Here is a 25135-nt window from a genome sequence, read left to right on the forward strand (position 1 = left end):
GCCGGATACGTCGGGCCGGACCAGGACAAGCCCGAGCGCGGCGGCAAGCGCGATCCACAGGATTCGGAACATGCGGCTGGCTGCCAGGGACACACCCATCACCTCTCGGTTCATGTCCAAACGTATTTCCCATTGTAGCCGCCGTCCCCCGAGAAGCCTGTCACAACGCCGCGCGCCGTTTCGCGGAACCTTTGTCGAACCAGACGGGACCGCCGCTGAACGTCGGCGGTCCCGTCATTCGTCCTGTCTGCCCTTGACCGAACGTGAAGTTGCATGATGCGATGTTCGGATGTTCATTTGAAGCGTTGTTCATTTGATGCCGCTGTAGACGAACGCCCGGATGATATGGCGCTGTGCCGCGAAGAACGCGAGCAGCACCGGCACGGCCAGCATGACGTTGGCCGCCATCAGCACGTTCCAGGTGGCCGTCCCCTCCGTCTCCCGGATCTTCGCGATGCCGATGGGCAGCGTGCGCGCCGACTCGTTCGTCGTCATGACGAGCGGCCAGAAATAGTCGTTCCAGTGCGAAATGAAGCTGAACAACGCGAAGGTGGCAAGCACGGGTCTGGCGAGCGGCGCCATGATCCGGATCATGATCTTCCATTCCGGCGCGTTGTCCAGACGGGCGGCTTCGATCAGTTCCCCGGCCGTCTGCAGGAACGACTGGCGAAGCAGGAAGATGCCGAAGGCGCTGGAGGCGAACGGCAGGATGAGCGCGAAATGCGTGTTGAGCAGCTTCCAGTCGCTCAGCATCAGGTAGACCGGCAGGAAGATGAGCTGCGGCGGAATCATGAGCGTCGCCATGACCAGTCCGAACAACAGCCCCCTGCCCGGAAACCGGAACCGGGCGAACGCGTAGGCCGCCGGAATGATCGTCAGAAACTGCAGCACCAGGATGCCGGATGAGACGATGAGGCTGTTCAGGAAATATTTCGGGAACGGTCCCGAGTTCCACGCGTCCGCGTAATTGCTCCAGACCGGCCTGTCCGGAATCCAGTCCGGCGGGAATCGCATCGTCTCGGGCAGCGTCTTCAGCGAAGTCGAGATCATCCAGGCGAACGGAAGCGCGAAGACGCAGACGAGCAGCAGCATGCAGACGATGTTTGCGATGCGAAGCGCGGCGTCAAGCGCGGCCCGGAACCGGGCCGCGGCCGGACGCCCCGCGCCGCGACCGGTCGCAAAGACCGGGCGCGCGTCGGCGCGAGACGGTGCCATGCCTGTCCCCTCCCGTTACCCGTAGTAATGCACGCGGCGCGACAGCAGCCGGAAATAGCCCAGGGTCAGCGTGCCGACGATGACGAGCAGGATGACGCCCGCCGCCGACGCATGGCCGATCTTGAAATACCGGAACCCGTATTCGTAAATGTAGTAGACCAGCGTGTTCGTCGAATGGACCGGACCGCCCTGCGTCATGATCGCGATCGTCTCAAACACCTGGAATGAGCCGATCAGGTTGATGATGACGAGGAAAAACAGCGTCGGCGACAGCATCGGCAGGATGATGCGCCTGAAGGTCGTCCACGGCTTCGACCGGTCAAGCGCCGCCGCCTCGAGCAGTTCCGGCGGGATGCTTTGCAGGCCGGCGATGAAGACGATGGTGTTGTAGCCGAGGTTCTTCCAGACCGCGACGATCACGAGCGACAGGAGCGCCGTGCCGGGATCGTTCAGCCATTTGAGCGGACCGATTCCGAACCAATGCAGCAGGCCGTTCAGCAGGCCGTATTCGGGATCCATCAGCCAGCTCCACAGGAGCGAGACCGAGACGAGCGAGATGATGTGCGGCGAGAAGATGGCGCCCTGCACGAAGGCGTGGAACCCGCTCTTCCGGTTCAGCCAGAGCGCGAGCGGCAGCGCGGTGCCGGTCGCGAGCAGCACCGTCATGACGGTGTAGAGCGCCGAATTCCGCAGTACCTGGAGGAAGACGTCGTCCGTCAGCATTTCGCGGTAATTGCCCAGGCCGACGTACGTCTTCTCCGGGCTGATGAAATTCCACTCGTGGAAGCTGAGATGAATCATGTAACCGATCGGATACAGATAGAACAGGGAGAACACGGCGAGCGCGGGGGCGATCATCGCGTAGGGTTTCAGCCGCTTCGGAACCATCGGCATGTCAGCGCACCCCCGCGGCCGCCGGCTCCGGCCGGGACGCCGCGCGGAGGTTCCTCAGCCGCCTGCCTTCTCCGTCGAAAAAGTACAGCCGGTCATGCGGCACGACGGCCGTCGCGAAGTCGCCGCCGGCATACGGCCGGAGGAACTGCTTGACGAAGCACGTTCCGGCTGTGGTGCGCAGCTGGTACACGTGTTCGGCGCCGAGGCTCTCGCGGGTGATGATGCTGCCCGCGATCGCGAGCCCGTCGGACGGCGGATCGGCCGATCCGGGCAGAAGCCGGGCGTGTTCGGGGCGGAAGCCGACGTATTCGGCTCTACCTTCCCCTTCCGTCCCGAGATTCGGCAGCAGGTTCATCGGAAGCACGTTCATCGGGGGCGTGCCGATGAACCGCGCGGTGAACAGATTGTCCGGGTCATCGTAAAGTTCCATCGGCGCGGCGGCCTGCATGATCTCGCCGCGATGCATGACGACGATCCGGTCGCCCATCGACATCGCTTCCGTCTGGTCGTGCGTCACGTAGACGAACGTGGCGCCGAGCCGCCTGTGCAGTTCAATCAGCTCCGTGCGCATATGGACGCGCAGTTTCGCGTCCAGATTCGAGAGCGGTTCGTCCAGGATGAACACCTTTGGGTGCTTCACCATCGCACGGGCGAGGGCGACGCGCTGCCGCTGGCCGCCGGAGAGGCTCTGCGGCTTCTTGTCGAGGTACGGAGTCAGATCGACGATCTCGCAGATGTCACGCACGAGCCGTTCCCGCTCCCGCCGGGGCACGCCCCGGTTCTTCAGGCCGAATTCGATGTTTTCCCGCACGGTCATGTTCGGATAGAGCGCGTAATTCTGGAACACCATCGCCACGTCGCGCTTGCCCGGCTCAACGTCGTTCACGCACGCGCCGTCGATCAGGATGTCGCCGGACGTCTGCCGCTCGAGGCCGGCGATCATGCGCAGCGTCGTCGTCTTGCCACAGCCCGACGGGCCGACCAGCACCGTAAACGAACCTTCCCGGATCGTCAGGTTCAGCTTCGGAATGACGGTTTCCCCCTTGAACTGCTTCACCACGTCGATCAAATCAATGCGCGCCATGTCTGCCTCCTTGTCACTTCGCGAGCAGTTTGTCCGCCTTCGCGGCCGCTTCGTCCATCGCTTCCTGCGGCGTGACGTCCGGATCGAGGATCGCCTTCTCGATCGCGTTCCGGATCAGCATCGTGATCTCCGGATACGCATTCTCCATCGGACGCGGCTGAGCGTACGCGAGCTGTTCGAACGCGACCTTGTACTGCGGATACCGTTCGAAATGCGCTTGAAGCTCATCGGTCTCGAGCGCGGACAGCCGGGTCGGGAGATAGCCGACGTGCCTGTGCTGGAAGATCGTGCTCTCCGTCGTCGTCATGAACTTCAGAAATTCCCACGCCGCTTCCTTTTCCTCGTCCGAAAGCTTCGAAGTGATGACGAGCTGGCATCCTCCCGTCGGGACGCCGTACTGCCGGTTCGCCGGCATGAACGATGTCGCGAGTTCGAAGCCGTTGCCCTCCGCGATTTCAATGGCGGCCGACACGTTGGCCGTCGATGCGAACCGGAGCGCCGAGATCTGGTTCGCCCAGTCCTTGTCCGCCGCGGCGCCGGCCTCGTCGCCGATCGGAATTTTGATCAGCCCTTCTTCGGCAAGCCGCTTCCAGAATGCGACCGGCTCGACGCCTTCGGGGGAATTGAACAGCGCCTTCCGGCCGTCTTCGGACAGGATGCGGCCGCCGCTCTGGAAGACGAGCGCTTCATAGAACCAGATGTCGATCGGCAGCGTCATGGCGTATTTTCCTCTCTCTTTCAGCGCGCGGGCGTATTGCTCGAGTTCCTGCCAGGTGCGCGGTCCCTCGGGATCGAGTCCGGCTTCCTTCAGCATCGTCACGTTCTTGTACAGGATCGGCGTGCTGCGCATGAACGGCAGGCCGTACAGCTTGCCGTCGACGTACGCGTTGCCCATCAGACCCGGATGGAAGTCTTCGAGTTTCAGCTCTTCCGCGTCCCGGTCCGCATACGGGGTCAGTTCGGTCAGCATGCCGGAGCGGGCAAACAAGCCGGTTGACGCGATCTCGAGGTCGGTAACGGCCGGCGCGTTCCCGGCCGCGAACGCCGCCTGCACCTTGGCATGCAGGTCCTCGTAATTGCCCTGGTGCTCGGCGATGACTTCAATCCGATCCTGCGATTCGTTGAAGCGGCGGACAAGCTCCCGTTTTGCTTCCTCGATTTTGCCGCCGAACGCGTACCAATAGCGGATCACGATCTTGTCCCCGCGGCCGCTTCCCGTTCCGGCGCCGCCCGCGTTCTTCGCTTCCGCCGCGGACGCGTCTTCTCCGCCTTCTCCGCCGCCTCCTCCGCCGCATGCCGCAAGCGCGGCAGCCAGGCATGCGGCCACAAGCATGAACGTCCCTTTCCTGATCATGCGGCGCTCCTCCTTTTCCCGAATCATTCCGCAACATTCAGCGGGCCGGCGCCGCCGCGATGCCGACCCGCACCGCCCGGTCCTTCTCCCCGCCGCGGGCATCGGTCTTCGGCTTGAAATGCGGCATGTACCGGTGGAGCACCCGCGCGTCCGCCAGGAGCGTCCCGTCGTCGAGATCGAACGCTTCGACGCGAATCTCGTCCTTCTCCAACGTCACGATACGGAAAGCGGGAACATCGAGACAGGCGGCCAATTGCACGAAGGTCCAGTTGCCCTGGCGCGCGATCGATTCCACATGCGTATGCCCGTTGAAGTACAGGCCGACGCCGCGCTTGGATGCGAGCACGCCGCGGATGTCGATCTCGGGCGTGATGGATCCCATCGGTTCCGTCGAGCGCGTGGTCGTGTCGTGGACCGGATGGTGCGCGAACACGAGCAGCGGCCTCGAGCCGGATGCCCGGACGACCGACTCGAGCCACGTGAGCTGGGCCTCGTCCACATGGCCGCTCCAGTCCAGACGGTTCTGCTCGCGGGCCGTGTCGAGGAACGCGAGCACGGCCTCCTCCGTCTCGACCGCGTGGTAGCGTTGGCCGCCTCCGATGCCGAGCACGTAATCGCGCGGCATCGCGTACAGGTCGTGGTTGCCGAGGACATGGACAAACCTTCGGTTTTTCCCGCGGATCAGCCCGTATACCCCCTCCAGCTCGGCCGGCGTGCCGAAGTTCGTCAGATCGCCGAGCGAGATATGCCAATCGGCCTCGATGCCGAGGAACCGGTCGAGCAACGTCCCGTAGAATCGGTCCCGCGCCTCCCGCCACCCGGGAATCGAGTCATCGACGTAGTGGTAGTGCAGATCGCCCATCAACGCCATTCGCATGTTCTCCACTCCCTCCGTTTGATTGGACATCCACGCCGCTATCGTACCTCCGGATTGTCGGCGCAGCGTCAACGGAAGAAGAAGATTTTGTAAATGTTCAATAAAAAAACCTCCCTCGTGGCAGCCCTGGTTTGTGCACGTCCAGGTGTCTGCCTTGAGGGAGGCGCATCGGACGGCCGCCGGGCACGCATGCCCGGACCGGCGCGCATCAGCGCGGTTTGATGAACATCTGCGTCCAATAGTGGCCGTATTTGCCGCCCGCGGCGTAGCCGACGCCGATCTCGGTGTAGTTCGCGCTCAGGATGTTGCTGCGGTGTCCGGCGCTGTTCATCCAGCTGTTCATGACCTCCTGCGCCGTCTTCTGGCCTGCGGCGATGTTCTCGGCCGCGGCGCTGTAGCGGATCCCGAACGCCCGGATCATATCGAACGGGCTGCCGTAGGTCGGCGAAGTATGGGAGAAATAGTTGCGGTCGCGCATGTCCATGCTCTTGTACCGTGCGACGCGCGCCAGCTCCCAGTTCAACCTGAGCGGCTTGAGACCGCGGGCCGCCCGCTGCTGGTTGACAAGCTCGACGACCTGCCTTTCGATCGCCTTTACGCCGGTGAGCAGCGGCACGGTTACCTTGTCTCCGGGATAGATCCAGTGCGGGTCCTTGATCTGCGGATTTGCGGCGATGATCTCGCTCAGGCCGATCTGGTACTTCTGCGCGATGATCCACAGACTGTCGCCGGGTTTGACCGTGTAAATGTCGGTGTCCGCGGGCTGCGCGTGGGCCGGGGCGGCCGGCGGGCCGGCGAAGGCCGCGGCCAGCGCCGCAAGCGCCGCCAGGATCCGTTTCTTCAAGGGAAAACACGCTCCTTGCCGTCCTGTTTCCCATGTATTGTGCGCAGCCTGGAACGGATTATGCTTCATGCCATGAACGGAGCCGTTCCCGATGACCGGGAACGGCCCGGCGAATCCTGCGCCCCTCAAGGCATCGGCATGCCGGTACCGTCCGCGCCCGCGGCCTCCCGGCGCATGGCGGGCGCGCGCAGCCAGGTGCAGAGGCGCCAGATCCATTCGAACGGTCCCATCCGGTACCGCCTCAGCCACCGGATGCTCCAGTACGTCTGCAGGACGAGCAGCGCCGCCGACCAGAGCAGCGTGGCCCACAGCGGCAGCGCGCCGGGTTCGATCCGCAGCGCGTACACCAGCCCGACCGTGAGGATCGTCTGGGTGAGATAGTTGGTGAAGGCCATGCGCCCGACGGCGGCGAGCGGCCTGAACCGCGCGGAACGGCCGCCGCCCGCGAGGCGCATCAGCGTCGCGACGTAGAAGACGGCCAGCGCCTTGCCGCTCAGGAAGATGTAAAGATAATGCGGTTCGAAATGGTACACCGGCTCCTTTGCATATGCGATCGCCATCGGCGCGGCGGCCGTCAGACCGACGGCCAGCGACACCCGTTGGATGGCGGCGAGACGCCGCGCGGGCACGGCGCCGGGGTTGAACCAGCCGCGCCTTCCCGCGTACATGCCGAGCAGGAACAGGCCGAACAGTTCCACCCCGTTGAGCAGGAGGCTCACCGCGACGTCCGTGTACAGATACTCGATCCGCTCGGCCGGCCCCGGATATCCGTCCGCGAAGACCGGTCCGGATATCGGGTTTGCGGGCATGATCAGGAGCGACAGGCCGAGCAGCGTGTGGATGAAGATCGCAACGCCGATCAGCGACCAGCCCCAGGCCGCCACCGTCTCGTCCTGCCTGCGGATGAACGGCAGCAGCAGGAAGCCGAGCAGCGCATAGGTGAGCAGAATGTCCCCGTGCCAGAGCAGGATCGCGTGCGCCGCGCCGAAGACGAGCAGCGCTCCGAAGCGCCGCGCCGCCGCACCGGCCCCGGCTCCCCTCCGCCCGGCCGACCGGATGAACAGATGGAACGACATGCCGAACAGGAACGCGAAGATCGTATAGAACTTCGTCTGCACGAACATGTCGAACAAGAGCCGGATCAGCGCGTCGCTTCCTTCATGGGCGGATCGGAACAATACGCCGTTGCCCGCCATTTCGGGCACGTTCACGAGACAGATGCCGAAGACGGCGAATCCGCGGACGATGTCGACGAGTTCGTTGCGTTCGGCAGGCTCGAGCTCCGTTACCCTGGCGATGGTTTTCCCCTCCCCGGTCAGGCACCATGAGCATATAACCGGATCACAAATGCTTTGCGTTACGCCTTTCCGCCGACGTCCGTCATCCAGCCGAACGGATCCTCCAGTCTGCCGTACTGGATGCCGGTCAGCGTGTCGTACAGCTTCGCCGTCAGGCCGCCGATCCGGCCGCCGCCGATCACCAGCCGGTCTCCCGCGTGGACGAGCTCGCCGATCGGCGACACGACGGCCGCGGTTCCCGTGCCGAACGCTTCCTCGAGCATCCCGGCCCGATGCGCTTCCCGGATCTCGTCGATCGGGATGCGCCGCTCCTCCGCCTTCACGCCCCAATGCCTGAGCAGCCGGAGCACCGAGTCGCGCGTGATCCCGTCGAGGATGCTGCCGCCGAGCTCCGGCGTGACGACGGTGTCTCCGATCTTGAAGAACACGTTCATGCTGCCGACTTCCTCGACGTACCGGCGGTGAATGCCGTCCAGCCACAGCACCTGCGAGCAGCCGAGCTTCTTCGCCTCCTCCTGGGCCCGGAGGCTCGCGGCGTAGTTGCCGCCCGTCTTCGCCTCGCCGACGCCGCCCGGCACGGCGCGGACATCGCGCGTCTCGACGAGGATGCTGACGGGCTTCAGGCCTTCAGGGTAATAGGCGCCGACCGGCGACAGGATGATCATGAACCGATACGAAGACGACGGCGCGACGCCGACATGGGGCTCCGTCGCGATGATGAACGGCCGGATGTAGAGCGACGTGCCCTCCTCCTCCGGCACCCAGCCGCTGTCCGTCTCGACCAGCTTCCGGATCGCTTCGAGCGCAAGCCGCTCGTCGACGGGAGGAATGCTGAGGCGGGCGCACGAGCGGTTGAGCCGCTTCACGTTCATTTCCGGCCGGAACAGCCGGATGCGGCCGTCGGCCGTGCGGTACGCCTTCAGCCCCTCGAACACGGTCTGCGCATAATGGAACACCATCGCCGACGGCTCGAGCGTGATCGGCTGGTACGGCACGATGCGCGGGCTGTGCCAGCCGCGTCCCTCTTCGTATTCCATGATGAACATGTGGTCCGTGAAGATCCGTCCGAATCTAAGTCCGGCGCCCGACGGCTTCGGCTTCGGGGCGCGCGTCAGGTGCAGCTCGATTTCGGGCAAGGTGCCGCTTCGCATCATCCATCCGCTCCTTCTGCGGGCAAGCGCTTACAACGGCATGAACCGCCGGCCGCCCGCAAGCTCCTTTGTCCTCTGTTGTGATCATAGCAGGATTTTGACTATATTTGAAATATCGGTTTTGTCGATTTTGCATACCTTTTCAGTATGGAATGCAGGAGGCGTTCGGGGATGGATTTGCGACAGCTGCGCTATTTTCTGGCGGTTGCGGAGGAAGGCCAGGTCACGCGCGCGGCGAGGAGGCTGAACATGGAACAGCCGCCGCTCAGCCGACAGATCCGGATGCTGGAGGAGGAACTCGGCGTCGCCCTGTTCGACCGGTCCGGCAGACGGATGACGCTGACGCCGGCCGGCGAGCGGCTGCGCAGCCGGGCCGAGCAGCTGATCCGGCAGTTCGGGGAGATCGTGACGGAAGTGAAGGAGTTGCACGAGGGGCTTTCGGGGACGCTCTCGATCGGCGCCGTCGTCTCCTGCGTCTCGCTCCTTCCGCCGCGCATCCGGCGGTTCCGCGAGGCTTATCCCGGCATCACCTTCAAGATCACGGAGGGCGATCACGAGCTGCTCGGCGACCGGCTGTCCCGGCGCCTCGTCGAGCTCGTCGTCGCCCGCCTGCCGTTCGAAGCGCCGGACGTCGAATCCGGTTACGAGGTATTTCCGCTGCCGTCGGAACCGTTCGAGGCGGTCATACCCGAACACTGGCTGCCGGACCCCGCCCCGGATGCGATCCGGATGTCGGATCTGGCCGACCGGCCTTTCCTGACGCTGCGCACCGAACGGACGAAGGCGATGCACGAGCGGATCGTCTCCGAATGCCGGCGGCACGGATTCGAACCGAGCATCATCGCCGAGTGCTCCAGCGTCGCCGTCATCTCTTCGCTGCTGTCGGCCGGTCTCGGCGTCGCGCTGCTGCCGCGGTCGGTCGTCGCCTCCTCTCCGCCGGCCGGCACGCGGGCGCTCCGGATCGCCGATTCGTCGCTCTCTTCCGAAGTCGGCATCCTCTGGCTGAAGGGCCGGTATCTTTCCCGCAGCGCGCGCCTTTTCATCGACAGCTTCCGGGAAGGCATCGGATGACAAAAAAACGGCCGGACTCCTCGTCCGGCCGGCGTCAGCCGACCCTCAATGGAACTGCACGTCGATTCTTCTGCGCTGGTCGCCCCCGAGCTTCGGCATGTGAATCTCGAGAATGCCGTTGCGATACGATGCGGTGATGCCCTCCGACGCGACGGGCACGGGCAGCGTGATCGAGCGCGTGAATTTGCCGGTGAACCGTTCGCGGCGGTGGTACTGCTCCTCCTTCACGTGCTCCGGCGCCTTCAGCCTGCCGGAAATCGTCAGCGTCTGCTGATCGACCGCGATTTCGACATCCTCCTTGCTCTCGAGCCCCGGCACTTCGCACAGCGCGACCAGCTCGTTGCCGGTCTCGTAGAGATCGATGCGGTTGAAATTCGCGCCGTCCATGAACCGTCCGGCGAGCGGCCACTCGTCGAAGAACCGGTCCAGGTTCCGGCGCAGCGCGTCGATCTGGCGGATCGGATCATACGGAATCAGCGGCATGGCAATCGCTCCTTTGATCGGGAATCGGGATCAACGAGTAGTGTTTCGCCCCCGTGTTCCTTCTATGCGCGCTGAGCGCGGCATAAAGGACAATCCCGGAGTCATACTAATCTGCCTGGGAGATTTCGTGACGAGACAAGGAGGGTTTTTGCCATGTTCAAGCGGATCGATCGACTGCTCATCGAGCTTCCGATGCCGTCCCATCCGGATCCGAACGGAGCCAGCGCGGTCCAGGAACTGCTCGGCGGCAAATTCGGCGAAATGTCGACGCTGAACAACTACCTGTTCCAGTCGTTCAACTTTCGCGAGAAGTCGAAGCTCCGCCCGTTTTATGATCTGGTGGCGAGCATCACGGCCGAGGAGTTCGGCCACGTGGAGCTGGTGGCGAATACGATCAATCTGATGCTGACGGGCACGACACGGCCGGGCGATCCGGATTCCACGCCGCTCGGTCCGGCGAAGAACCTGCGCATGTCGATCCATTTTATCGAAGGCGGCCAGAATTCGCTGCCCGTCGATTCGATGGGCCGTCCCTGGAACGGCACCTACGTCGTCTCGAGCGGCAACCTGATCTTCGATCTGCTGCACAACTTCTATCTGGAAATCGGCGCCCGCACGCACAAAATGCGGGTGTACGAAATGACCGACCACCCGACCGCTCGCGCCATGATCGGTTATTTGCTCGTCCGCGGCGGCGTGCACATCCTGGCCTACGCGAAGGCGCTAGAAATCATCACGGGCGTCGACGTGACGAAGATCCTGCCCGTGCCGAGGCTGGACAACAAAGCGTTCGACGCGGCCCGTCCCTGGGAAGAACGCGGCGAACATCGCCGGCTGTATACGTTCAGCGACCACGATTACCAGCAGATCGCCCGGATCTGGCGCGGCACGCACCCGATCGACGGCGGCAAGCTCGAGGCGTACGCCGGCGTGCCCGGATACAGCGGACCCATTCCCGAATTGCCGGAAGTGCCGGAGGAGTTCGCGCCGGGCGTGTCGGCCGAAGATTTGCAGCGCATCGCCCGATGGCTGTCGCAGCAGGCCGGCATGTAGCGGCCGGACGGCGCGTTCAGCGCGCCTTGTCCTCCTCCCGCCCGCCGGCCGCGATTTGGATGAGCGCGAGCACGCCCGTCTCGACGATGGAGGCGAGCAGCGCGATGGAGAACCAGTCGTCGTTGCCCAGAAAATAGTAAAGCAGCAGGTGGAACACGAAGAGCACCGCGAACGCGGCCAAGAGGTTGATGCGCGCAATCCATCCGAACATCGTCAATCCTCCCCGCTGCTCATTGTGTCCCCGCTGCTTCCGGACTATACCAGCAAAACAAAAAAATCCCGCGGCATGTTCCGCGGGATTTCGCGTTCGGCGCCCTCACTTGCCGGCCAGCGTCTCCGTCAGCACCGGCACGATCTGCGATTTGCGCGAGACGACGCCCTTCAGCAGCGCGCGGTTGTTCTCGAGCTTTACGCCGTAGGCCTGCTCGACGGCGTCCGCCCGCCTGCCGAGCGCGATGCCGACCGAATCGCTGTTCAGGATGTCCGTCACGACGAACAGGAACAGGTCGAGCCCCTTCTCCCCGATGATCTTGCGGATCTTGTCCTCCGCTTCGGCCTGGCGCAAGAGCACGTCGTTCACATCCACGGCGTTGACCTGCGCAATCTCGACCTTCGCGCTGCCCATCGTGAATTCCTTCGCGTCGAGCCGGAGCAGCTCGTCGATCGTCTTCTTGCTCAGGTCGGCGCCCGCCTTCAGCATCGCGAGCCCGTACTCCTCCGGATTCACGCCGGCGATCTCCGCCAGCTCGCGGGCCGCCGCGACGTCTTCCGGCGTGCAGGTCGGAGACTTGAAGAGCAGCGAGTCGGAGATGATCGCCGACAGCATCAGCCCGGCAATGCGCGGTTCGATGGCGACGCCGTGTTCCTTGTACAGCTTCTTCAGGATCGTCGCCGTGCAGCCGACCGGCTCGGCCCGGTAATAGAGCGGCCCCGCCGTCTCGAAATTCGCGATCCTGTGGTGGTCGATGACTTCCGCCACGCGCACCCGGTCGATGTCCTCGGCGCTCTGCTGCCGCTCGTTGTGGTCGACGAGGATGACCGTATCCGTCTCCTCCGACACCTTTTCCACCAACCGCGGCGCTTCCGTCTTGAAGTAGTCGAGCGCATACCGCGTTTCCGCGTTCACGTCGCCGAGGCGGACCGCCTCGACCTCCTGTCCGAGCTTCTTCTTCAGTTCCGCGTAGGCGATGGCCGAGCAGATCGAGTCGGTATCCGGATTGCGATGTCCGAAAATGAGTACCTTACCCATGTGAACGGCTCCTTATTGTGGGATTTTGCCTCCGTAAGTATAACGCACCCCGCGGGACCGCCGCAAGCCGTTCGACAGCGCCGGGGTCGTTGTAGTATCGTATTGGGTAGCGAATTCCGACGGAGGGGTGAAAGCATGGAATGCCGCGTCGGCTGCGCCGCCTGCTGCATCGCCATCTCGATTTCGTCGCCGATTCCGGGCATGCCGGGCGGCAAGCCGGCCGGCGTTCCCTGCGTCCACCTGACCGCCGACCGCCGCTGCGCGCTCTTCGGGCTCCCCGAGCGGCCGCAGGTCTGCGTCTCCTTCACGCCGTCCGAGGAGCATTGCGGCGGGACCGACGAGGAAGCGTTCCGCCTGCTGGAAGCGCTGGAGCGGGCGACGCGGCCGGACGGCGGCTGACGGCTCCGCGTTCCGGCATCGGCGGATGACGATGGATTTTTGATAAAATGACCATGACATCACCCGAATAACGGGATGACGGCATACGGAGCGGATACCCATGATCAGACTCGGCATCCTCGACCAGTCGCAAATCGGCGAAGGCAAGACGGCCTCGGACGCGCTCCGGGAGACGACCCGGCTCGCCGTGGAGGCCGAGAAGATGGGCTATTCGAGATTCTGGATGTCGGAGCACCACGGCAGCCGGTCGCTGGCCCATTCGAGTCCGGAAATCATGATCGCCCACGTGGCGGCGGCCACGCGCACGATCCACGTCGGAGCTGGCGGCGTCATGCTGCCGCACTACAGCGCCTACAAGGTGGCGGAGAATTTCCGCCTGCTCGAGGCGCTTCATCCGGGCCGGATCGATCTCGGCCTCGGCCGGGCACCGGGCGGGGGCCCGCTGTCGACGCGCGCGCTGCACGAAGGCAGGACATATCATTACGATCAGTATCCGCAGCAGGTGCTCGATCTGATCGATTATTTCCAGGAGACGACGGAGCATCACCGTTTCCCCGGCCTGCTCGCCTCGCCTTCGATCGGGACGCACCCCGAGATTTGGCTGCTGGGCTCGAGCGACGAAAGCGCGCGCATCGCCGCGGAGCTCGGCACCGGTTACGGCTTCGCCCAGTTCTTCGGCACGCCGGGCGGCCCCGAGGCGATCCGCTGGTACAAGGAGCATTTCCGCGCGCAGCGGCTCGGGAAGGAGCCGCGCGCCCTCATCGCGGTGCTGGCGATCTGCGCCGGGACGGAGGAAGAAGCGGACGAACTGGCGCTCAGCACCGACCTTTATTTCCTCGGCATCGAGCGCGGGCTCGAGCTGCCCTGGCTCCCGTCCGTCGAAACGGCGAAGAACTGGCCGTATTCCGAACTCGACCGGGAGCTGATCCGGCGCGCCCGAAGCCGCCGCGTCGTCGGCACGCCCGGACAGGTCCGCGAAGGGCTCGAACGGCTCGCGACGGAATACGGGGCGGACGAGCTGCTGATCGTGAGCCCGATTCACGATTTCGGGAAGCGCGTGGCCTCCTACCGGCTCATCGCGGAAGCGTTCGGGCTGGCCGGATCATGAAACGATGCATGCGGCGTTGTTTTGTTTATGCCATATAAAATTAACCTGATGAAATATTAAAGTCATGAAACGAGGAATCGTGATCCCATGCTGCATTTCATCGTCAACCCCGCCGCCGGCAACGGCAAGTCGCTGCGCGCCTGGAAGCGGATCCGCCTCCGGCTGGAGCGCGAAGGCATTCCGCATGCCTGCTATCTGACATCGGAACCGGGCGAAGCCGCCGCCGTCAGCCGCCGGCTGGCCGCATCCAGTCTTGCGCGCATGCACGGCTCCCCGGCGGAGCGGGACGTCATCGTCGCCATCGGCGGGGACGGCACGCTGCGCGAAGTTGCGAACGGGCTGCTGGACGCGGGCGCCGGCGCCGATGCCGAAGCCGCCGCGCGCCTGCCGGCTTTCGCCGTGATACCGGCGGGTTCCGGCAACGATTTTGCGCGCGACCACGGCATTCCGAAGGATCCTTTGGAAGCGCTTACCCATCTGTTGGAAACCGTGCGCGGCAGGCGTTGCAGACGAATCGACGTCATCCGTTTCGACGGCGGCGAGGCGGCGGTCAATTCCGGCGGAGCCGGGCTCGACGCGGCGGTGGCCGCCGCCGTCAACCGGTCCCGGATCAAAAGGCTGCTCGGACGCTTGCGCCTGGCGCGTCTCGTTTACGTCTTTCTGATGATCCGGGTGCTGATCACCTGGCGTCCGGCCGACGTCGTGCTCGAAGTCGACGGCGTCCGGCACGCGTTCCGCCGCGTGTGGCTCACGGCGGTCACGAACATTCCCTCCATCGGCGGCGGCATGCGCATTAATCCGCAGGCTTCGTCCGGGGACGGTCTGCTCGACGTCTGCGTCGTGCACGGAATTTCCCGCCTTCGCCTGATCACCGCTTTCCCGCGGGTTTACGCCGGCGCGCACGCGTCGATCCGGGGCGTCTCCTTTTTGCGCGGAACGCGCATCCGGATCGAATCCGCTTCTCCCCTCCCCGTGCACGCCGACGGCGAGGACGCCGGAACCACGCCGTTCGGCGTTCGGGTCGAACACCGCGCGCTGGACGTCGTCGTCTGACGGGGCGGCGCGCCCGCCGCACGGCAAAAAGCGAAGCCAGGCCGCCGGCAGGGGCCGGAGCCTGGCTTCGCTTCGTGTTTGCCGATGCATGCCGGCATGGAACCGAACCGGATCGTGAGGAGCTTACAGCCGGATCGTGCGGCCGGTCGCCTGCGATTCGAACGCCGCGAGAATGACGTTCAGCGACTTCAGGCCTTCCTCACCGGAAATCCGCGGGGGCGTCTTCGTCACGAGGCAGTTGACGAATTCGTCGATGATGCCGCTCACCGTCTGCTTCTCGTTCGTCGCGATCTCGCCCACGCTGTAGCGCTGCGTCTCGCCGTTCTTGAGCTCGACGATCACCTGGTCCCTCGGGTCGGTGCCGATTTTCATGACGCCGTTCTCGCACCAGAGCACCGTGCTGTTGTCCTCGCCCCGGTAGTACGTCCAGCTCGCGACGAGCGTACCGATCGCTCCGCTTCTCATGCGCAGGATGCAGATCGCATTGTCGTCCACGTCGGTCGATTCCTTGTGCAGCGTCGAGATGAAAGCCGACACCTCGGCCACTTCATCGTCGAGCAGCCAGCGGATCAGGTCCGACTTGTGCACGCCGAGGTCGCCCATCGCGCCCATGATCGCCCGCTGCTTGTCGAAGAACCAGCTGTTCCGGCCGTCAACGCTCCACCCCTCGGGGCCCGGATGGCCGAAGGACGTGCGGAAGGACAGCACCCGGCCGAGAATGCCGGATGCAAGGATTTCCTTCGCCTTCACGTGCGGCGGCATCAGGCGCTGGTTGTGCGCAACCATCAGATAAACGCCGTGCTTGCGCGCGGCCTCGATCATCGCTTCGGCCTCTTCCCTGCTGCCTGCCATCGGTTTCTCGACGAGCACGTGGGCTCCGGCTTCCGCAGCCGCGATCGACGCGGGCGCGTGGAGATGGTTCGGCAGACAGATGCTGACCGCGTCCGGCTTCTCGGCGGCCAGGAGCTCCCTGTAATCCGCATAGGCGCGTCCGCCGTATTGCGCCGCGTAAGCCTTCGCGCGCTCGAGGACGATGTCGCAGAACGCGACGAGCTCGACGTTCGGATTCGCCGCAAATTCGGGAATATGGCGGTGTTTCGCGATCGAACCGCAGCCGAGGACGGCCACCTTGAATCTGGACATGTCCGACACTCCTTGTGTTGTGAAAAGGTTTGCAGCCGATACCATCTTATCGCGTTTCCACCGAACAGACTAGCTGCGATCTTGTCGTATATGATTGCGATTTTGCCATGACCGGATGCGCGGGCGCTTCGGCGGCCGCAAGAGCCGGCGCGGGTCGGGACGGGAAGCCGGAGCACTCCCGCCGCGACGACGGTCCTCCGCCGGCGACGGGAGCAAGACGCGGCGTCGAAAAGCGCAACGGCCGGGTCAGGATGTCCCCATCCTGCCCGACCGTCTTATCTTGCCGGATCGTTGCACTCACCATGCATAGGCTTCCGGGGCCGGACCGCCCGGACCCGGGAAGATGGCGTCGATCTCGCGCAGCACGTCCGGCGTCAGTTCCAGCTCGACGGCGCGCAGCGCGCTCTCGAGCTGTTCGACCGTCCGCGGACCGATGATCGGCGCGGTCATCGCGGGATGCGCAAGCGTCCAGGCCAGCGCCACGACCGCCTCGGATTCGCCGAGCTCGCGGCACAGCTTCGAGAACCGCTCGAGCTGCGGGCGCAGCCGTTCGATTTTTTCCGCAAGTTCCGCGGATCGCGAGCCCGGCTGCGGATGGAAATTGCCGGCGAGCACGCCGCCCTCGAGCGGGCTCCAGGCGATGACGCCGATGCCGTATTCCTGCGCCGCCGGCAGCACTTCAAGCTCCGGCAGCCGGCACAGCAGGCTGTATTTGTGCTGTTCCGACACGAGGCCGAGAAATCCCCGCTTCCGGGCTTCGTACTGCGCCTTCACGAGGTCGCGGGCCGCGAAGTTGCTCGCCCCGACGTAGCCGATCTTCCCCTGCGCGATCGCCGCCTCGAACGCGCCGTACAGCTCGTCCCAAGTCACGCTGCGGTCCACGTGGTGCATCTGGTACAGTTCGATGTGATCCGTCCGGAGCCGGCGCAGCGAATCCTCGAGATGCCGGCGAATTTTGTAGGCCGACAGGCCGTCCTCGTCGTTCGGATTGTCCTTCTCCCCCATGCTCTGGTAGACCTTCGTCGCCAGCACGACGCGTTCGCGCCGGCCGCCTCCCTGCGCGAACCACCTGCCGATGATCTCCTCGGTCCATCCCCGCCTGACCGGACCGCCGTACGAATTCGAGGTGTCGAAGAAGTTGATGCCGGCGTCGAGCGCCGCATCCATGATGCGGAACGCTTCCTTCTCCTCCGTCTTCGGTCCGAAGTTCATCGTTCCCAGGCAGAGTCGGCTCACTTTCAGACCGGATTTGCCAAGCTTCGTGTATTTCAATCCGATCATCCTCCCTGCACACGGTTCGTCGCATGGTTTCGTCATGATCCGGAGCCCGGCCGTCCTCCGGGAGATCCTGTCCCGGGGCGGCGGCTCCGGCTGCCTTCGCGCATGAAAAATTTCTAACGCGAATCTCATAAACCGTCCCAAATCCGCCCCGCCCGCGCTCCCGCTTCTTCATGGCCGCGAAAGGACCGCCGGACGCCGTGGTATAGTAAAAACGGCGGCCGGTCGGCCGATTCGACAAGGAGGGACAAGCGTACGCATGCGACTGGGTGTCATCAGGAAAGTTCTCGCCGTCCTTCTGCTTGCGGCCGTCGGCAGCGGCGCCGCGGGCATCGCTGTCGAACGTTCCGCCTTCGCGGCGACCGAGGAATCGCGGAAGCTGATCGAGATCGGCAAGGAGTACATCGGCACTCCTTACCGGCTGGGCGGATTGATCAAGAACGGAGAACCGGTCGCCTTCGACTGCTCGCTGTTCGTTCAGCACGTGTATGCCTTGCTCGGCGTGAAACTGCCGCGCACGTCGAAGGAGCAGGCGAAGGAGGGCGAACAGGTCGACCGGGGCAGCATCAGCCAGGGCGATCTGCTCTTCTTCCGCACGAGCGGCAAATCGATCGGCCACGTCGCGATCTATGTCGGGAACGGCAAAATGATCCACGCCTCGTCGAGCCGGGGCGTGACGATCTCGGACATGAACAGCTCCTACTGGAAGAAGCGCTTCGTTACGGCGCGGCGCGTGCTGTGACGAAGCGCTTCAGGCGCCGCCGAGCGGCAGCCATTCCAGTACCCGCTGGATGTGACGGTCCCAGTATCCCCACTCGTGATCGCCTTCGTCGTAGACGACGGTCAGCTCATAGTTCGTCTTCCGGCACGCTTCGGTGAAGTTCAGGTTGTCCTGATACAGAAAATCGCTGGTGCCGCAGCATTGATACAGCTTCGGCTTCGGGCCGTCGGAGCGGCCGGTCTGCTCCAGCAGCCAGAGCAGATCGTGCTCCGTGCCGGCGATGTCCAGATCCGGACCGAAGATTTGCTCGAACATCGCGCGGATGTCCGGATCCATGTCTTTCCTGTTCTTCAGATGGTACGCCATGTCCAGCGCACCGGACAGGCTCGCGGCCGCGGCGAACATCTCCGGGCGGCGGAGCGCCCACTTGAAGGCGCCGTATCCGCCCATCGAGAGGCCGGCGACGAAATTGTCCTCGCGCCGGTCGGACAGCGGGAAGAACGAACGCGCGAGCGACGGCAGTTCCTCGGTGAGGAACGTCCAGTATTTCCCGCCGTGGTGCATGTCGGTGTAGAAGCTGCGGTGCACCTGCGGCATGACGACGGCGATCCCGTACGGAGCGGCATAGCGCTCGATCGAGGTGCGGCGCAGCCAGATCGTGTCGTCATCGCTCAGGCCGTGCAGCAGCCAGAGCGTCTTGTGGCGGCCGTCCGACGCCTCTCCCTTCATCCCGATCTGCCGCGTCGTCTTCTGCGGCAGGATGACCGTCATCGACGTGTTCAGGCCGAGCACCTCGGAAAAGAAATAACACCGAATGAGGGCCAACGCGTCATTCGCCTCCTGTCTCCGTTTCATGTATCCGGTGCCGCGAATGCCGGATCAACGTCCGAAAGCCTGCCCTTCACCTTTACATAGACGCCGGCCGGCGGCGATCCTGTCCCGGCGGCGCGCCCGTTCTCCGCGGGATGTTCCGGATTGCGCGCGCCGACGCGCGCTCGCCGTTCGACCGATGCGGATGGCCCGGCGTGAAGCGCAGCCTGAACGCGGTCCGGCTTCCTCCCTCGTCGCCCTGCTCGTCCAGAGCATCATTTCCATTATAGCGGAAAACGCGGGTTTACAACAGGACGAAAATAACGCACGCCCCGGCCATCGGGGCGTGCGGCTCTCACACCCGCGCCCTGCGGGCAAGCCTGCGGATGAACGTCCGTGCGACCCAACGTTCTTCGTCAGGGAGATGGAAATGCACGGGCGGCATGTCGTCCGCCGCATTTCCCGCGGCATCGAGCCAGCGGTCCGCTTCCTCCCCGCCGAGCAGCAGCGGCATGCGGGTGCGGTGCGATCCGTGCGCGCCGCGGCGATCGACCGTCACGATCGTGAACGCGCGAAGATGCCGGCCGCCGGCGCCCACGAACTCTTCGTACAATCCGGCCATGCCGAACACGCTTCCGTCCCGCGGCATGAGTCGCACGACGCTTAGCAGGCGGCCGGAAGTCGCGAGCGTCACCAGCGCCGTGCCCGGCACGATGCAGCGGCGCCGCCGGATCAGGCCGCCGAAGGAGGGCATCGCCGGCAGCCGGTGCAGATCGGCGTACACGGCGTCCCTCGCCCAGAACGGGAAAAGGCCCCAGCGGGCATCCGCCAGTTTCCGCTCGCGCCGCGGACCGACGATGATCGGGACCGGATCGGTCGGCTCGACCACCTCCCGGGGCACATAGTCCGCTTCGACCTTCACGACCCCGAACCGGTCGCGGATATCGTCCAGACTTCCGTTCAGTTCGAACGACTCGCGCACCTCCGGTTCCTCGGTGCGCCGAAGCCGTAAGCGCAGTGCCGGCATGCGGGTTCGCTCTCCCTTCCCTGGCAATTCGAACCTAGCATGCCCGGGACCGCGTCCTTTTATTTCCGGACACAAAAAACCCGCCCCGAACCGGACGGTCCAGGGCGGGCGTCGGGCGGCCGGATTACAGATCCCGGCTCGTCTCCCAGTCGATTTCCGTTCCGACTTCCACCGCGTATTCGAAATCTTCGATATCGAACACCTGCACGGGCACTTCCGCCTCGATGATCCGGTCCTGCAGCTCGAGCTGGTCGGTCAGGAGCGGCACCTGGTACTTGATGGCCGTCAGGATCTGCTCCGTTTCGATCGGATCGAAAAGCTCGCCGTACTGCGCGTTGTCGATCGCGTGCACGACGATGAACGAGACGTCTTCCTTCAGAAGCAGCGGAGGGCTTTCCCTCCACGGCATCTGCAGGGCGCGCTCGATCTTCTTCCGGTTGAGCGGCTCGGCGAAGAATTCGATCAGTTCGCCGATCTTCTGCTTGACGTGACGGTCGTCTTCGGGATCGTCCATGACGGGCTCGGGACCATCCTTCATGTCGTACAGCTCCATGATGGTCGAATAGGGAATGATATATTCAACCGGCCGCGAAGGGACCAGCAGCTGACCGTATGTCGCCACCATTACGGCCTCGATGACAAAGCGCCGACGCATGGATGAATCCTCCTTAACGTTGTCGATCACTGCCGGGTCGTCAGCAGAAGTGAAGGCATGCATTTCGCCCCTATTATACACGATTCGCTCGTTTGTACATAGGTCGATTCGTTGATCCGCCAGCGCCCGAAGCATTACAATGGTGCAGGGAGGTCGTTCATCTTGCAGACACTGGAAACCCACAGGGAACGCGTCATCATCATCGGCGCCGGACCGTGCGGTCTGGCCGCAGCCGTCGAGCTTCAGAAGATCGGGCTCGATCCGCTCGTCATCGAGAAGCAGAACATCGTCCACTCGATCTCGCGCTACCCGGTCTACATGGAATTCTTCAGCACGCCGGAAAATCTCGAGATCGACGGCATTCCGTTCACGACGGCCGGCGCGAAGCCGACGCGGCTCGAGGCGCTGAACTATTACCGCACGGTGGCGCTCCGCAGGAACGTGCGCATCCATACGTTCACGATCGTCGACCGGCTGACGCCGAAGCCCGGGGGCGGTTTCATGCTCGAAGCGCGCCGCCGCTCGGTCCGTCCGGTCCGCTACGAAGCCGACATCGTGATCGTGGCGACGGGCTATTTCGACCATCCGAACATGCTCGGCGTGCCCGGTGAGGATCTGCCGAAGGTGTCGCACTTCTTCGTCGAAGCCCACCCTTACACGAACACGGACGTCGTGATCGTCGGCGGCGCCAACTCCGCGGTCGACGCCGCGCTCGAGATCGAGCGGGTCGGCGCCCGCGTCACCGTCGTCCACCGTGGCGAAACGCTTTCGAAAGGCGTGAAGCCCTGGGTGCTGCCGGTCTTCATGTCCAAGGTCGAAAAAGGCGCAATCCGGCTCATGCTCCGCTCGCGGGTGAAGGCCATCGCCGAAGAGACGATCGACATCGAGACGCCGGACGGACCGGTCACGATGCGCAACGATTTCGTGCTCGCGTTGACCGGCTTCCACCCCGACCGGCGCTTCCTGACCGAAGCCGGGGTCGTGATCGAGCCCGAAGGCTGGCCCCGCTACGACGACGAGACGATGGAGACGAACGTGCCGGGCCTCTATCTTGCCGGCGTCGTCGCCTCCCGCAACGAGGCGAACGAAATCTTCATCGAGTCCGGCCGCTTCCACGGCCGCAAGATCGCCGCGCATCTGCTCGCCACGGGCCGCGTCGCGGGGACACCGCGCTGATTCCGGCCCGTCGGCGGCCGGCGGCGCATCCCTCGGGCGGCGTTCCCGGTTCCGGGACGCCGCCTCTTTCTTGCGCTTCACCCGCCGGTACGCCGCCTCGCGCGCGCTTCGCGCCGGCTCGCTGCGCCCCTGCCGCGCCGCTTCCTGGCGGCTCGCCGTTCTTCGTGCGTTCCATCCCGCCTGCTTGCCGCGCCTCCATCGGGCCGCTTCTCCGCCGACTTCCGGTCCGTCGCCGGCGCGGCCTCAGCCGCCCCGCCTTTCCCCGCCGCGGGGTTCCGGCGATCGGCCGGAGTCGGTCAGGACGGTGTGGACGCGCTGCATCCGGATCACTTCGTTCGGCATCAGATCGGTCCGGAAATAGGCGTACAGATAGGCCGCCTCGAGAAATGACAGCCCCGGATAGACCGCGATCTGTCCGTTCGTGAACGGATTGTCGATCAGCACCTGCCATTCGCCGTCCCGATCGTCCGGAGGGATGCGGTTGAACACGTCCTTCTTGTAAGCGGCGATGTCCGTGAACTCGCTCCATATCCGCGACCAGGACGGGCTGATCCGCCCGGCGTCCGGCAGCGCGGCGCGGCCGCGGCCGATCAGCCGCTCGGCCTCCTCCTGAAGCGGCTCATCGTATTGCTTCAGGAACGCGCGGAAATCCTCCAGAAACACGCGCACCGCGGAGAATCCGCCGGCCCTCAGCTCTTCGCCGAACGCCGCCTCCTCTCCGGGTTCCAGCTCCCTGAACCGGGCGAACAGACCGTCCGCCTTCACGATCGGCATCCCTCACATCCTCCTTCGGCTTCGATCAAAACCCGCGCTTCAAACAAACGGCGCAGCCCCCCTTGCCGGAAGGCGCGCCGCATAGTCCCGGGTCCGCATTCGCCCGCGGGTTACAGGTACGGATTTTCATGCTTCGCCTTCAGACGCTGCCAGCGACGTTCGACTTCCTCCTCGAACGCCTTCAGCGCCTCGGCGTATTCCGGACGCGTCAGGTGGCGCGTCTTGCCCATCCGCTTCAGCCAGTCGGTGACCGGTATCCGCTTGCCCTTCTCCTCGGGGTTGTACGTGATCGTCGTGATCCCGTGCTCGACCTCGTAGATCGGGAAGAAGCAGCAGTTGACCGCGTCTTCGAGGATCTGCTGGCCGTATTTCTCCTCCGAGAGCCAGTTCAGCGGGCACGTGATCAGGATCTTGCCGTACACCAACCCCTCGTTTTGCGCGTAGTATTGCGCCTTCGCCGCCTTGCGGATGAGATCCTGCGGCAGGCATTCCGCGCCGGTGAACACGTACGGAATGTTCGTGGCCGCCATGATCTGCGGCGTGTCCTTGTGGTGGAACAGCTTGCCACCCTGGAACTTGCCGACGTTGGACGTCGACGTCCGGTGGCCGAGCGGCGTCGAATACGACAGCTGGGCGCCCGTGTTCATGTAGCCTTCGTTGTCGTACTCGATGATGATCATCTTGTGGTTGCGCAGCGCGGCGCCGATCGCCGGGCCCATGCCGATGTCCATGCCGCCGTCGCCCGTGACCATGACGAACGTGAAGTCGTCCTTCAGGCCGAGGTGGTCAAGTTCGCCGCGGCGCTTGCGCTCCCAGAACATTTCGACCACGCCGGACAGCGTCGCCGCGCCGTTCTGGAACAGGTTGTGGATGTACGTCGCCTTGTGGGACGAGTACGGATAACCCGTCGTGACGACCATCGCGCAGCCGGTCTGGAACAGCGCGACGATGTCGCCTTCGATGCCCTTGAAGAACAGCTCAAGCCCGGAGAAGATGCCGCAGCCCGGGCAGGCGCCGTGTCCCGGCGCGAGCCGTTTCGGCTTCTTCGTGAGGTTCCGGAGCGGCGGAACCTTCACCTTCAGTTTGCCCGTTTCCTCGTCCTTTTCCACCGTGATGAGGCCGGTCTTCACTTCCTCGTACTTGAGCGGTTCGATCACCCGCTTCGGCGCCTTGTCCGGATCGCCGGGCGTCAGGCCGTAATAGTCGAACGGCTTCTCGACGTATCCCTTCTCCGCCGCTTCGATCGCGAGCTGGAAGAAGTGATGGCCGTCTTCCGCGTAGAAATCCTTGCCGCCGAGGCCGTAAATGCGGCTGATCACCTTCGTCGTCGTGTTGCCGTGCGTGAACAGCGCCGCCTTGACCTCAAGCGTCATGTTGCCGCCGTAGGCGCCGTACGAATCGGCGCGGTCGCCGACCGTGACCGCCTTCACGTTTTTGAGCGCTTCGGCGATCTCGCGCTGCGGGAACGGGCGGATGACGTTCGGCGAGATCGCGCCCGCCTTGATCCCCTTCGCCCGGAGCTGGTCCACGACGTCCTTGATGATCTCCGCCGCCGAGTTCAGCAGGAACACCGCGACTTCCGCGTCCTCCATCCGGTACAGATCGAGCATCGGATAGTCGCGTCCGGTCAGCACGGCGTATTCCCTGCGGATCTCGTCGTACACCTTCGCCGCGCGGTACATCGCTTCGGATTGCTGATAGCGGTTGTTGATGAAATCCGGTTCGTTCATGTACGGGCCGACCGTGATCGGATTGTTCCGGTCGAGCACGTGCGGGAAGCCTTCCGGCGGCTTCTCGCCGATGAACTTCAGCACGTCTTCCCGGTGCGCGAACGTCTGCACGCGCCGCTTCTGGTGCGACGTGAAGTAGCCGTCCGACGCGACGATGACGGGCAGCCGGACATCGGGATGCTCGGCGAGCTTGATCGCCATGATGTTCATGTCATAGACGGCCTGCGGATCACGCGCAAGCAGGATCGGCCAGCCGGTGTTGAGCGCGAAATAGAGGTCGGAATGGTCGCCGTGGATGTTGAGCGGCCCCGACACCGAACGGCAGACGAGGTTCAACACCATCGGGAAGCGCGTGCCGGACTGCACCGGCAGCTGCTCCAGCATGTACAGGAAGCCGTTCGCGCTCGTGACGTTGAACACGCGGCCGCCGGCGACGGACGCGCCGTAGCAGATGCCGGCCGAGCCGTGCTCGCCGTCCGCCGGAATCAGCTTGATGTCATGCTGGCCGTTCGCCTTCATGAGGTCGAGAAACTGCGCGACCTCCGTGGACGGCGAAATCGGGAAATAGCCCATGATGTGATAGTTGATCTGGTGCGCGGCGTAGGCCGCCATCTCGTTGCCGGATTCATAGACCATGCGCTGCTCGACCGTGCCGGCCGGGCGCTCCTTGCTGATCTCGATCGCCATG

25 protein-coding genes are annotated in these 25135 nt (G+C 64.4%); 7 read left to right on the top strand and 18 right to left on the bottom strand.

The features are described from left to right. Positions 1 to 309 precede the first annotated feature (309 nt). The 8 genes from A9Z00_RS02125 to A9Z00_RS02160 form a co-directional block, all read right to left on the bottom strand. Entirely contained in the window at positions 310 to 1092 is a 783-nt protein-coding gene (locus A9Z00_RS02125) for a carbohydrate ABC transporter permease (RefSeq protein ID WP_296974703.1), read from the bottom strand. Positions 1093 to 1230: 138 nt separating this feature from the next. Beyond that, entirely contained in the window at positions 1231 to 2109 is an 879-nt protein-coding gene (locus A9Z00_RS02130) for a carbohydrate ABC transporter permease (RefSeq protein WP_296973840.1), read from the bottom strand. A gap of 1 nt (position 2110) precedes the next feature. Continuing rightward, entirely contained in the window at positions 2111 to 3193 is a 1083-nt protein-coding gene (locus tag A9Z00_RS02135; protein ID WP_296973842.1) for an ABC transporter ATP-binding protein, read from the bottom strand. Positions 3194 to 3206: 13 nt separating this feature from the next. Further along, positions 3207 to 4547, bottom strand: a complete 1341-nt coding sequence (locus A9Z00_RS02140) for an ABC transporter substrate-binding protein (RefSeq protein WP_296973843.1) — start codon at positions 4545 to 4547, stop codon at positions 3207 to 3209. 37 nt (positions 4548 to 4584) lie between these two features. Beyond that, positions 4585 to 5424 carry a metallophosphoesterase family protein gene (locus tag A9Z00_RS02145; protein WP_296973845.1) on the bottom strand — a complete coding sequence of 280 codons (840 nt, stop codon included), beginning with the start codon at positions 5422 to 5424 and terminating at the stop codon, positions 4585 to 4587. 208 nt (positions 5425 to 5632) lie between these two features. Beyond that, positions 5633 to 6268, bottom strand: coding sequence for a SafA/ExsA family spore coat assembly protein (gene safA / locus A9Z00_RS02150; RefSeq protein ID WP_483316251.1), 636 nt, complete (start codon positions 6266 to 6268; stop codon positions 5633 to 5635). 125 nt (positions 6269 to 6393) lie between these two features. After that, entirely contained in the window at positions 6394 to 7479 is a 1086-nt protein-coding gene (locus tag A9Z00_RS02155) for a DUF418 domain-containing protein (RefSeq protein WP_296973846.1), read from the bottom strand. Positions 7480 to 7625: 146 nt separating this feature from the next. Further along, entirely contained in the window at positions 7626 to 8717 is a 1092-nt protein-coding gene (locus A9Z00_RS02160) for a branched-chain amino acid aminotransferase (RefSeq protein WP_296974710.1), read from the bottom strand. 171 nt (positions 8718 to 8888) lie between these two features. On the opposite strand from A9Z00_RS02160, the gene A9Z00_RS02165 reads away from it, so the two are divergent. After that, on the top strand, positions 8889 to 9788 hold the full coding sequence (locus A9Z00_RS02165) for a LysR family transcriptional regulator (RefSeq protein ID WP_296973848.1): 900 nt from the start codon (positions 8889 to 8891) through the stop codon (positions 9786 to 9788). A gap of 45 nt (positions 9789 to 9833) precedes the next feature. On the opposite strand, the gene A9Z00_RS02170 is transcribed toward A9Z00_RS02165, so the two are convergent. After that, positions 9834 to 10271: an Hsp20/alpha crystallin family protein gene (locus A9Z00_RS02170; RefSeq protein WP_296973850.1), complete on the bottom strand. Its 438-nt coding sequence runs from the start codon at positions 10269 to 10271 to the stop codon at positions 9834 to 9836. Positions 10272 to 10424: 153 nt separating this feature from the next. Here A9Z00_RS02170 and A9Z00_RS02175 point away from each other — a divergent pair, with 153 nt between their 5' ends. Continuing rightward, positions 10425 to 11324 carry a manganese catalase family protein gene (locus A9Z00_RS02175; RefSeq protein ID WP_296973853.1) on the top strand — a complete coding sequence of 300 codons (900 nt, stop codon included), beginning with the start codon at positions 10425 to 10427 and terminating at the stop codon, positions 11322 to 11324. 16 nt (positions 11325 to 11340) lie between these two features. On the opposite strand, the gene A9Z00_RS02180 is transcribed toward A9Z00_RS02175, so the two are convergent. After that, complete coding sequence (locus A9Z00_RS02180) at positions 11341 to 11535, bottom strand: hypothetical protein (RefSeq protein ID WP_296973856.1); 195 nt, start codon at positions 11533 to 11535, stop codon at positions 11341 to 11343. 105 nt (positions 11536 to 11640) lie between these two features. Beyond that, a complete protein-coding gene (locus A9Z00_RS02185) occupies positions 11641 to 12573 on the bottom strand; it encodes a manganese-dependent inorganic pyrophosphatase (protein WP_296973858.1) in 933 nt (310 codons plus the stop codon). Positions 12574 to 12708: 135 nt separating this feature from the next. On the opposite strand from A9Z00_RS02185, the gene A9Z00_RS02190 reads away from it, so the two are divergent. From A9Z00_RS02190 to A9Z00_RS02200, 3 genes are all read left to right on the top strand, one after another. Then, a complete protein-coding gene (locus tag A9Z00_RS02190) occupies positions 12709 to 12972 on the top strand; it encodes a YkgJ family cysteine cluster protein (protein ID WP_296973860.1) in 264 nt (87 codons plus the stop codon). Between the two features lie 100 nt (positions 12973 to 13072). After that, a complete protein-coding gene (locus A9Z00_RS02195) occupies positions 13073 to 14080 on the top strand; it encodes an LLM class flavin-dependent oxidoreductase (protein ID WP_296973862.1) in 1008 nt (335 codons plus the stop codon). Positions 14081 to 14167: 87 nt separating this feature from the next. Continuing rightward, positions 14168 to 15133 (top strand): diacylglycerol/lipid kinase family protein, encoded by a 966-nt coding sequence (locus A9Z00_RS02200; protein WP_296973865.1) that lies wholly within the window; start codon positions 14168 to 14170, stop codon positions 15131 to 15133. A 123-nt stretch (positions 15134 to 15256) separates the two neighbouring features. On the opposite strand, the gene A9Z00_RS02205 is transcribed toward A9Z00_RS02200, so the two are convergent. Together A9Z00_RS02205 and A9Z00_RS02210 are read right to left on the bottom strand one after the other, a co-directional pair. Beyond that, positions 15257 to 16276, bottom strand: a complete 1020-nt coding sequence (locus A9Z00_RS02205; RefSeq protein ID WP_296973868.1) for a Gfo/Idh/MocA family protein — start codon at positions 16274 to 16276, stop codon at positions 15257 to 15259. A 297-nt stretch (positions 16277 to 16573) separates the two neighbouring features. Then, positions 16574 to 17548: an aldo/keto reductase gene (locus A9Z00_RS02210; RefSeq protein ID WP_296973871.1), complete on the bottom strand. Its 975-nt coding sequence runs from the start codon at positions 17546 to 17548 to the stop codon at positions 16574 to 16576. Between the two features lie 265 nt (positions 17549 to 17813). Here A9Z00_RS02210 and A9Z00_RS02215 point away from each other — a divergent pair, with 265 nt between their 5' ends. Next, the gene (locus tag A9Z00_RS02215) at positions 17814 to 18296 is read left to right on the top strand and encodes a C40 family peptidase (RefSeq protein WP_296973873.1); all 483 of its coding nucleotides are present in this window, start codon (positions 17814 to 17816) and stop codon (positions 18294 to 18296) included. Positions 18297 to 18305: 9 nt separating this feature from the next. Here A9Z00_RS02215 and A9Z00_RS02220 read toward each other — a convergent pair whose 3' ends face one another. The 3 genes from A9Z00_RS02220 to A9Z00_RS02230 form a co-directional block, all read right to left on the bottom strand. Continuing rightward, entirely contained in the window at positions 18306 to 19100 is a 795-nt protein-coding gene (locus A9Z00_RS02220) for an alpha/beta hydrolase (protein WP_296973875.1), read from the bottom strand. A 340-nt stretch (positions 19101 to 19440) separates the two neighbouring features. Continuing rightward, positions 19441 to 20112, bottom strand: coding sequence for an SOS response-associated peptidase family protein (locus A9Z00_RS02225; protein WP_296973879.1), 672 nt, complete (start codon positions 20110 to 20112; stop codon positions 19441 to 19443). 124 nt (positions 20113 to 20236) lie between these two features. Then, a complete protein-coding gene (locus A9Z00_RS02230; RefSeq protein WP_296973882.1) occupies positions 20237 to 20767 on the bottom strand; it encodes an ADP-heptose synthase in 531 nt (176 codons plus the stop codon). 162 nt (positions 20768 to 20929) lie between these two features. On the opposite strand from A9Z00_RS02230, the gene A9Z00_RS02235 reads away from it, so the two are divergent. Next, positions 20930 to 21943 (top strand): YpdA family putative bacillithiol disulfide reductase, encoded by a 1014-nt coding sequence (locus A9Z00_RS02235; protein ID WP_296973884.1) that lies wholly within the window; start codon positions 20930 to 20932, stop codon positions 21941 to 21943. 243 nt (positions 21944 to 22186) lie between these two features. On the opposite strand, the gene A9Z00_RS02240 is transcribed toward A9Z00_RS02235, so the two are convergent. Both A9Z00_RS02240 and A9Z00_RS02245 read right to left on the bottom strand, forming a co-directional pair. Next, positions 22187 to 22717 carry a hypothetical protein gene (locus A9Z00_RS02240; RefSeq protein ID WP_296973886.1) on the bottom strand — a complete coding sequence of 177 codons (531 nt, stop codon included), beginning with the start codon at positions 22715 to 22717 and terminating at the stop codon, positions 22187 to 22189. Positions 22718 to 22827: 110 nt separating this feature from the next. Beyond that, positions 22828 to 25134, bottom strand: a complete 2307-nt coding sequence (locus A9Z00_RS02245; protein WP_296973888.1) for a thiamine pyrophosphate-dependent enzyme — start codon at positions 25132 to 25134, stop codon at positions 22828 to 22830. Position 25135: the final 1 nt, after the last annotated feature.

It is taken from the genome of Thermobacillus sp. ZCTH02-B1 (assembly GCF_002159085.1).
In the GTDB taxonomy this organism is placed as follows: domain Bacteria; phylum Bacillota; class Bacilli; order Paenibacillales; family Paenibacillaceae; genus Thermobacillus.

Excerpts from the sequence above, each read along its gene's own strand:
- A9Z00_RS02125 (WP_296974703.1), bottom strand. The coding sequence starts at position 1,092 with ATGCTGCTGCTCGTCTGCGTCTTCGCGCTTCCGTTCGCCTGGATGATC.
- A9Z00_RS02130 (WP_296973840.1), bottom strand. The coding sequence starts at position 2,109 with ATGCCGATGGTTCCGAAGCGGCTGAAACCCTACGCGATGATCGCCCCC.
- A9Z00_RS02135 (WP_296973842.1), bottom strand. The coding sequence starts at position 3,193 with ATGGCGCGCATTGATTTGATCGACGTGGTGAAGCAGTTCAAGGGGGAA.
- A9Z00_RS02140 (WP_296973843.1), bottom strand. The coding sequence starts at position 4,547 with ATGATCAGGAAAGGGACGTTCATGCTTGTGGCCGCATGCCTGGCTGCC.
- A9Z00_RS02145 (WP_296973845.1), bottom strand. The coding sequence starts at position 5,424 with ATGCGAATGGCGTTGATGGGCGATCTGCACTACCACTACGTCGATGAC.
- A9Z00_RS02160 (WP_296974710.1), bottom strand. The coding sequence starts at position 8,717 with ATGCGAAGCGGCACCTTGCCCGAAATCGAGCTGCACCTGACGCGCGCC.
- A9Z00_RS02165 (WP_296973848.1), top strand. The coding sequence starts at position 8,889 with ATGGATTTGCGACAGCTGCGCTATTTTCTGGCGGTTGCGGAGGAAGGC.
- A9Z00_RS02170 (WP_296973850.1), bottom strand. The coding sequence starts at position 10,271 with ATGCCGCTGATTCCGTATGATCCGATCCGCCAGATCGACGCGCTGCGC.
- A9Z00_RS02175 (WP_296973853.1), top strand. The coding sequence starts at position 10,425 with ATGTTCAAGCGGATCGATCGACTGCTCATCGAGCTTCCGATGCCGTCC.
- A9Z00_RS02180 (WP_296973856.1), bottom strand. The coding sequence starts at position 11,535 with ATGTTCGGATGGATTGCGCGCATCAACCTCTTGGCCGCGTTCGCGGTG.
- A9Z00_RS02185 (WP_296973858.1), bottom strand. The coding sequence starts at position 12,573 with ATGGGTAAGGTACTCATTTTCGGACATCGCAATCCGGATACCGACTCG.
- A9Z00_RS02190 (WP_296973860.1), top strand. The coding sequence starts at position 12,709 with ATGGAATGCCGCGTCGGCTGCGCCGCCTGCTGCATCGCCATCTCGATT.
- A9Z00_RS02195 (WP_296973862.1), top strand. The coding sequence starts at position 13,073 with ATGATCAGACTCGGCATCCTCGACCAGTCGCAAATCGGCGAAGGCAAG.
- A9Z00_RS02200 (WP_296973865.1), top strand. The coding sequence starts at position 14,168 with ATGCTGCATTTCATCGTCAACCCCGCCGCCGGCAACGGCAAGTCGCTG.
- A9Z00_RS02205 (WP_296973868.1), bottom strand. The coding sequence starts at position 16,276 with ATGTCCAGATTCAAGGTGGCCGTCCTCGGCTGCGGTTCGATCGCGAAA.
- A9Z00_RS02215 (WP_296973873.1), top strand. The coding sequence starts at position 17,814 with ATGCGACTGGGTGTCATCAGGAAAGTTCTCGCCGTCCTTCTGCTTGCG.
- A9Z00_RS02225 (WP_296973879.1), bottom strand. The coding sequence starts at position 20,112 with ATGCCGGCACTGCGCTTACGGCTTCGGCGCACCGAGGAACCGGAGGTG.
- A9Z00_RS02230 (WP_296973882.1), bottom strand. The coding sequence starts at position 20,767 with ATGCGTCGGCGCTTTGTCATCGAGGCCGTAATGGTGGCGACATACGGT.
- A9Z00_RS02240 (WP_296973886.1), bottom strand. The coding sequence starts at position 22,717 with ATGCCGATCGTGAAGGCGGACGGTCTGTTCGCCCGGTTCAGGGAGCTG.
- A9Z00_RS02245 (WP_296973888.1), bottom strand. The coding sequence starts at position 25,134 with ATGGCGATCGAGATCAGCAAGGAGCGCCCGGCCGGCACGGTCGAGCAG.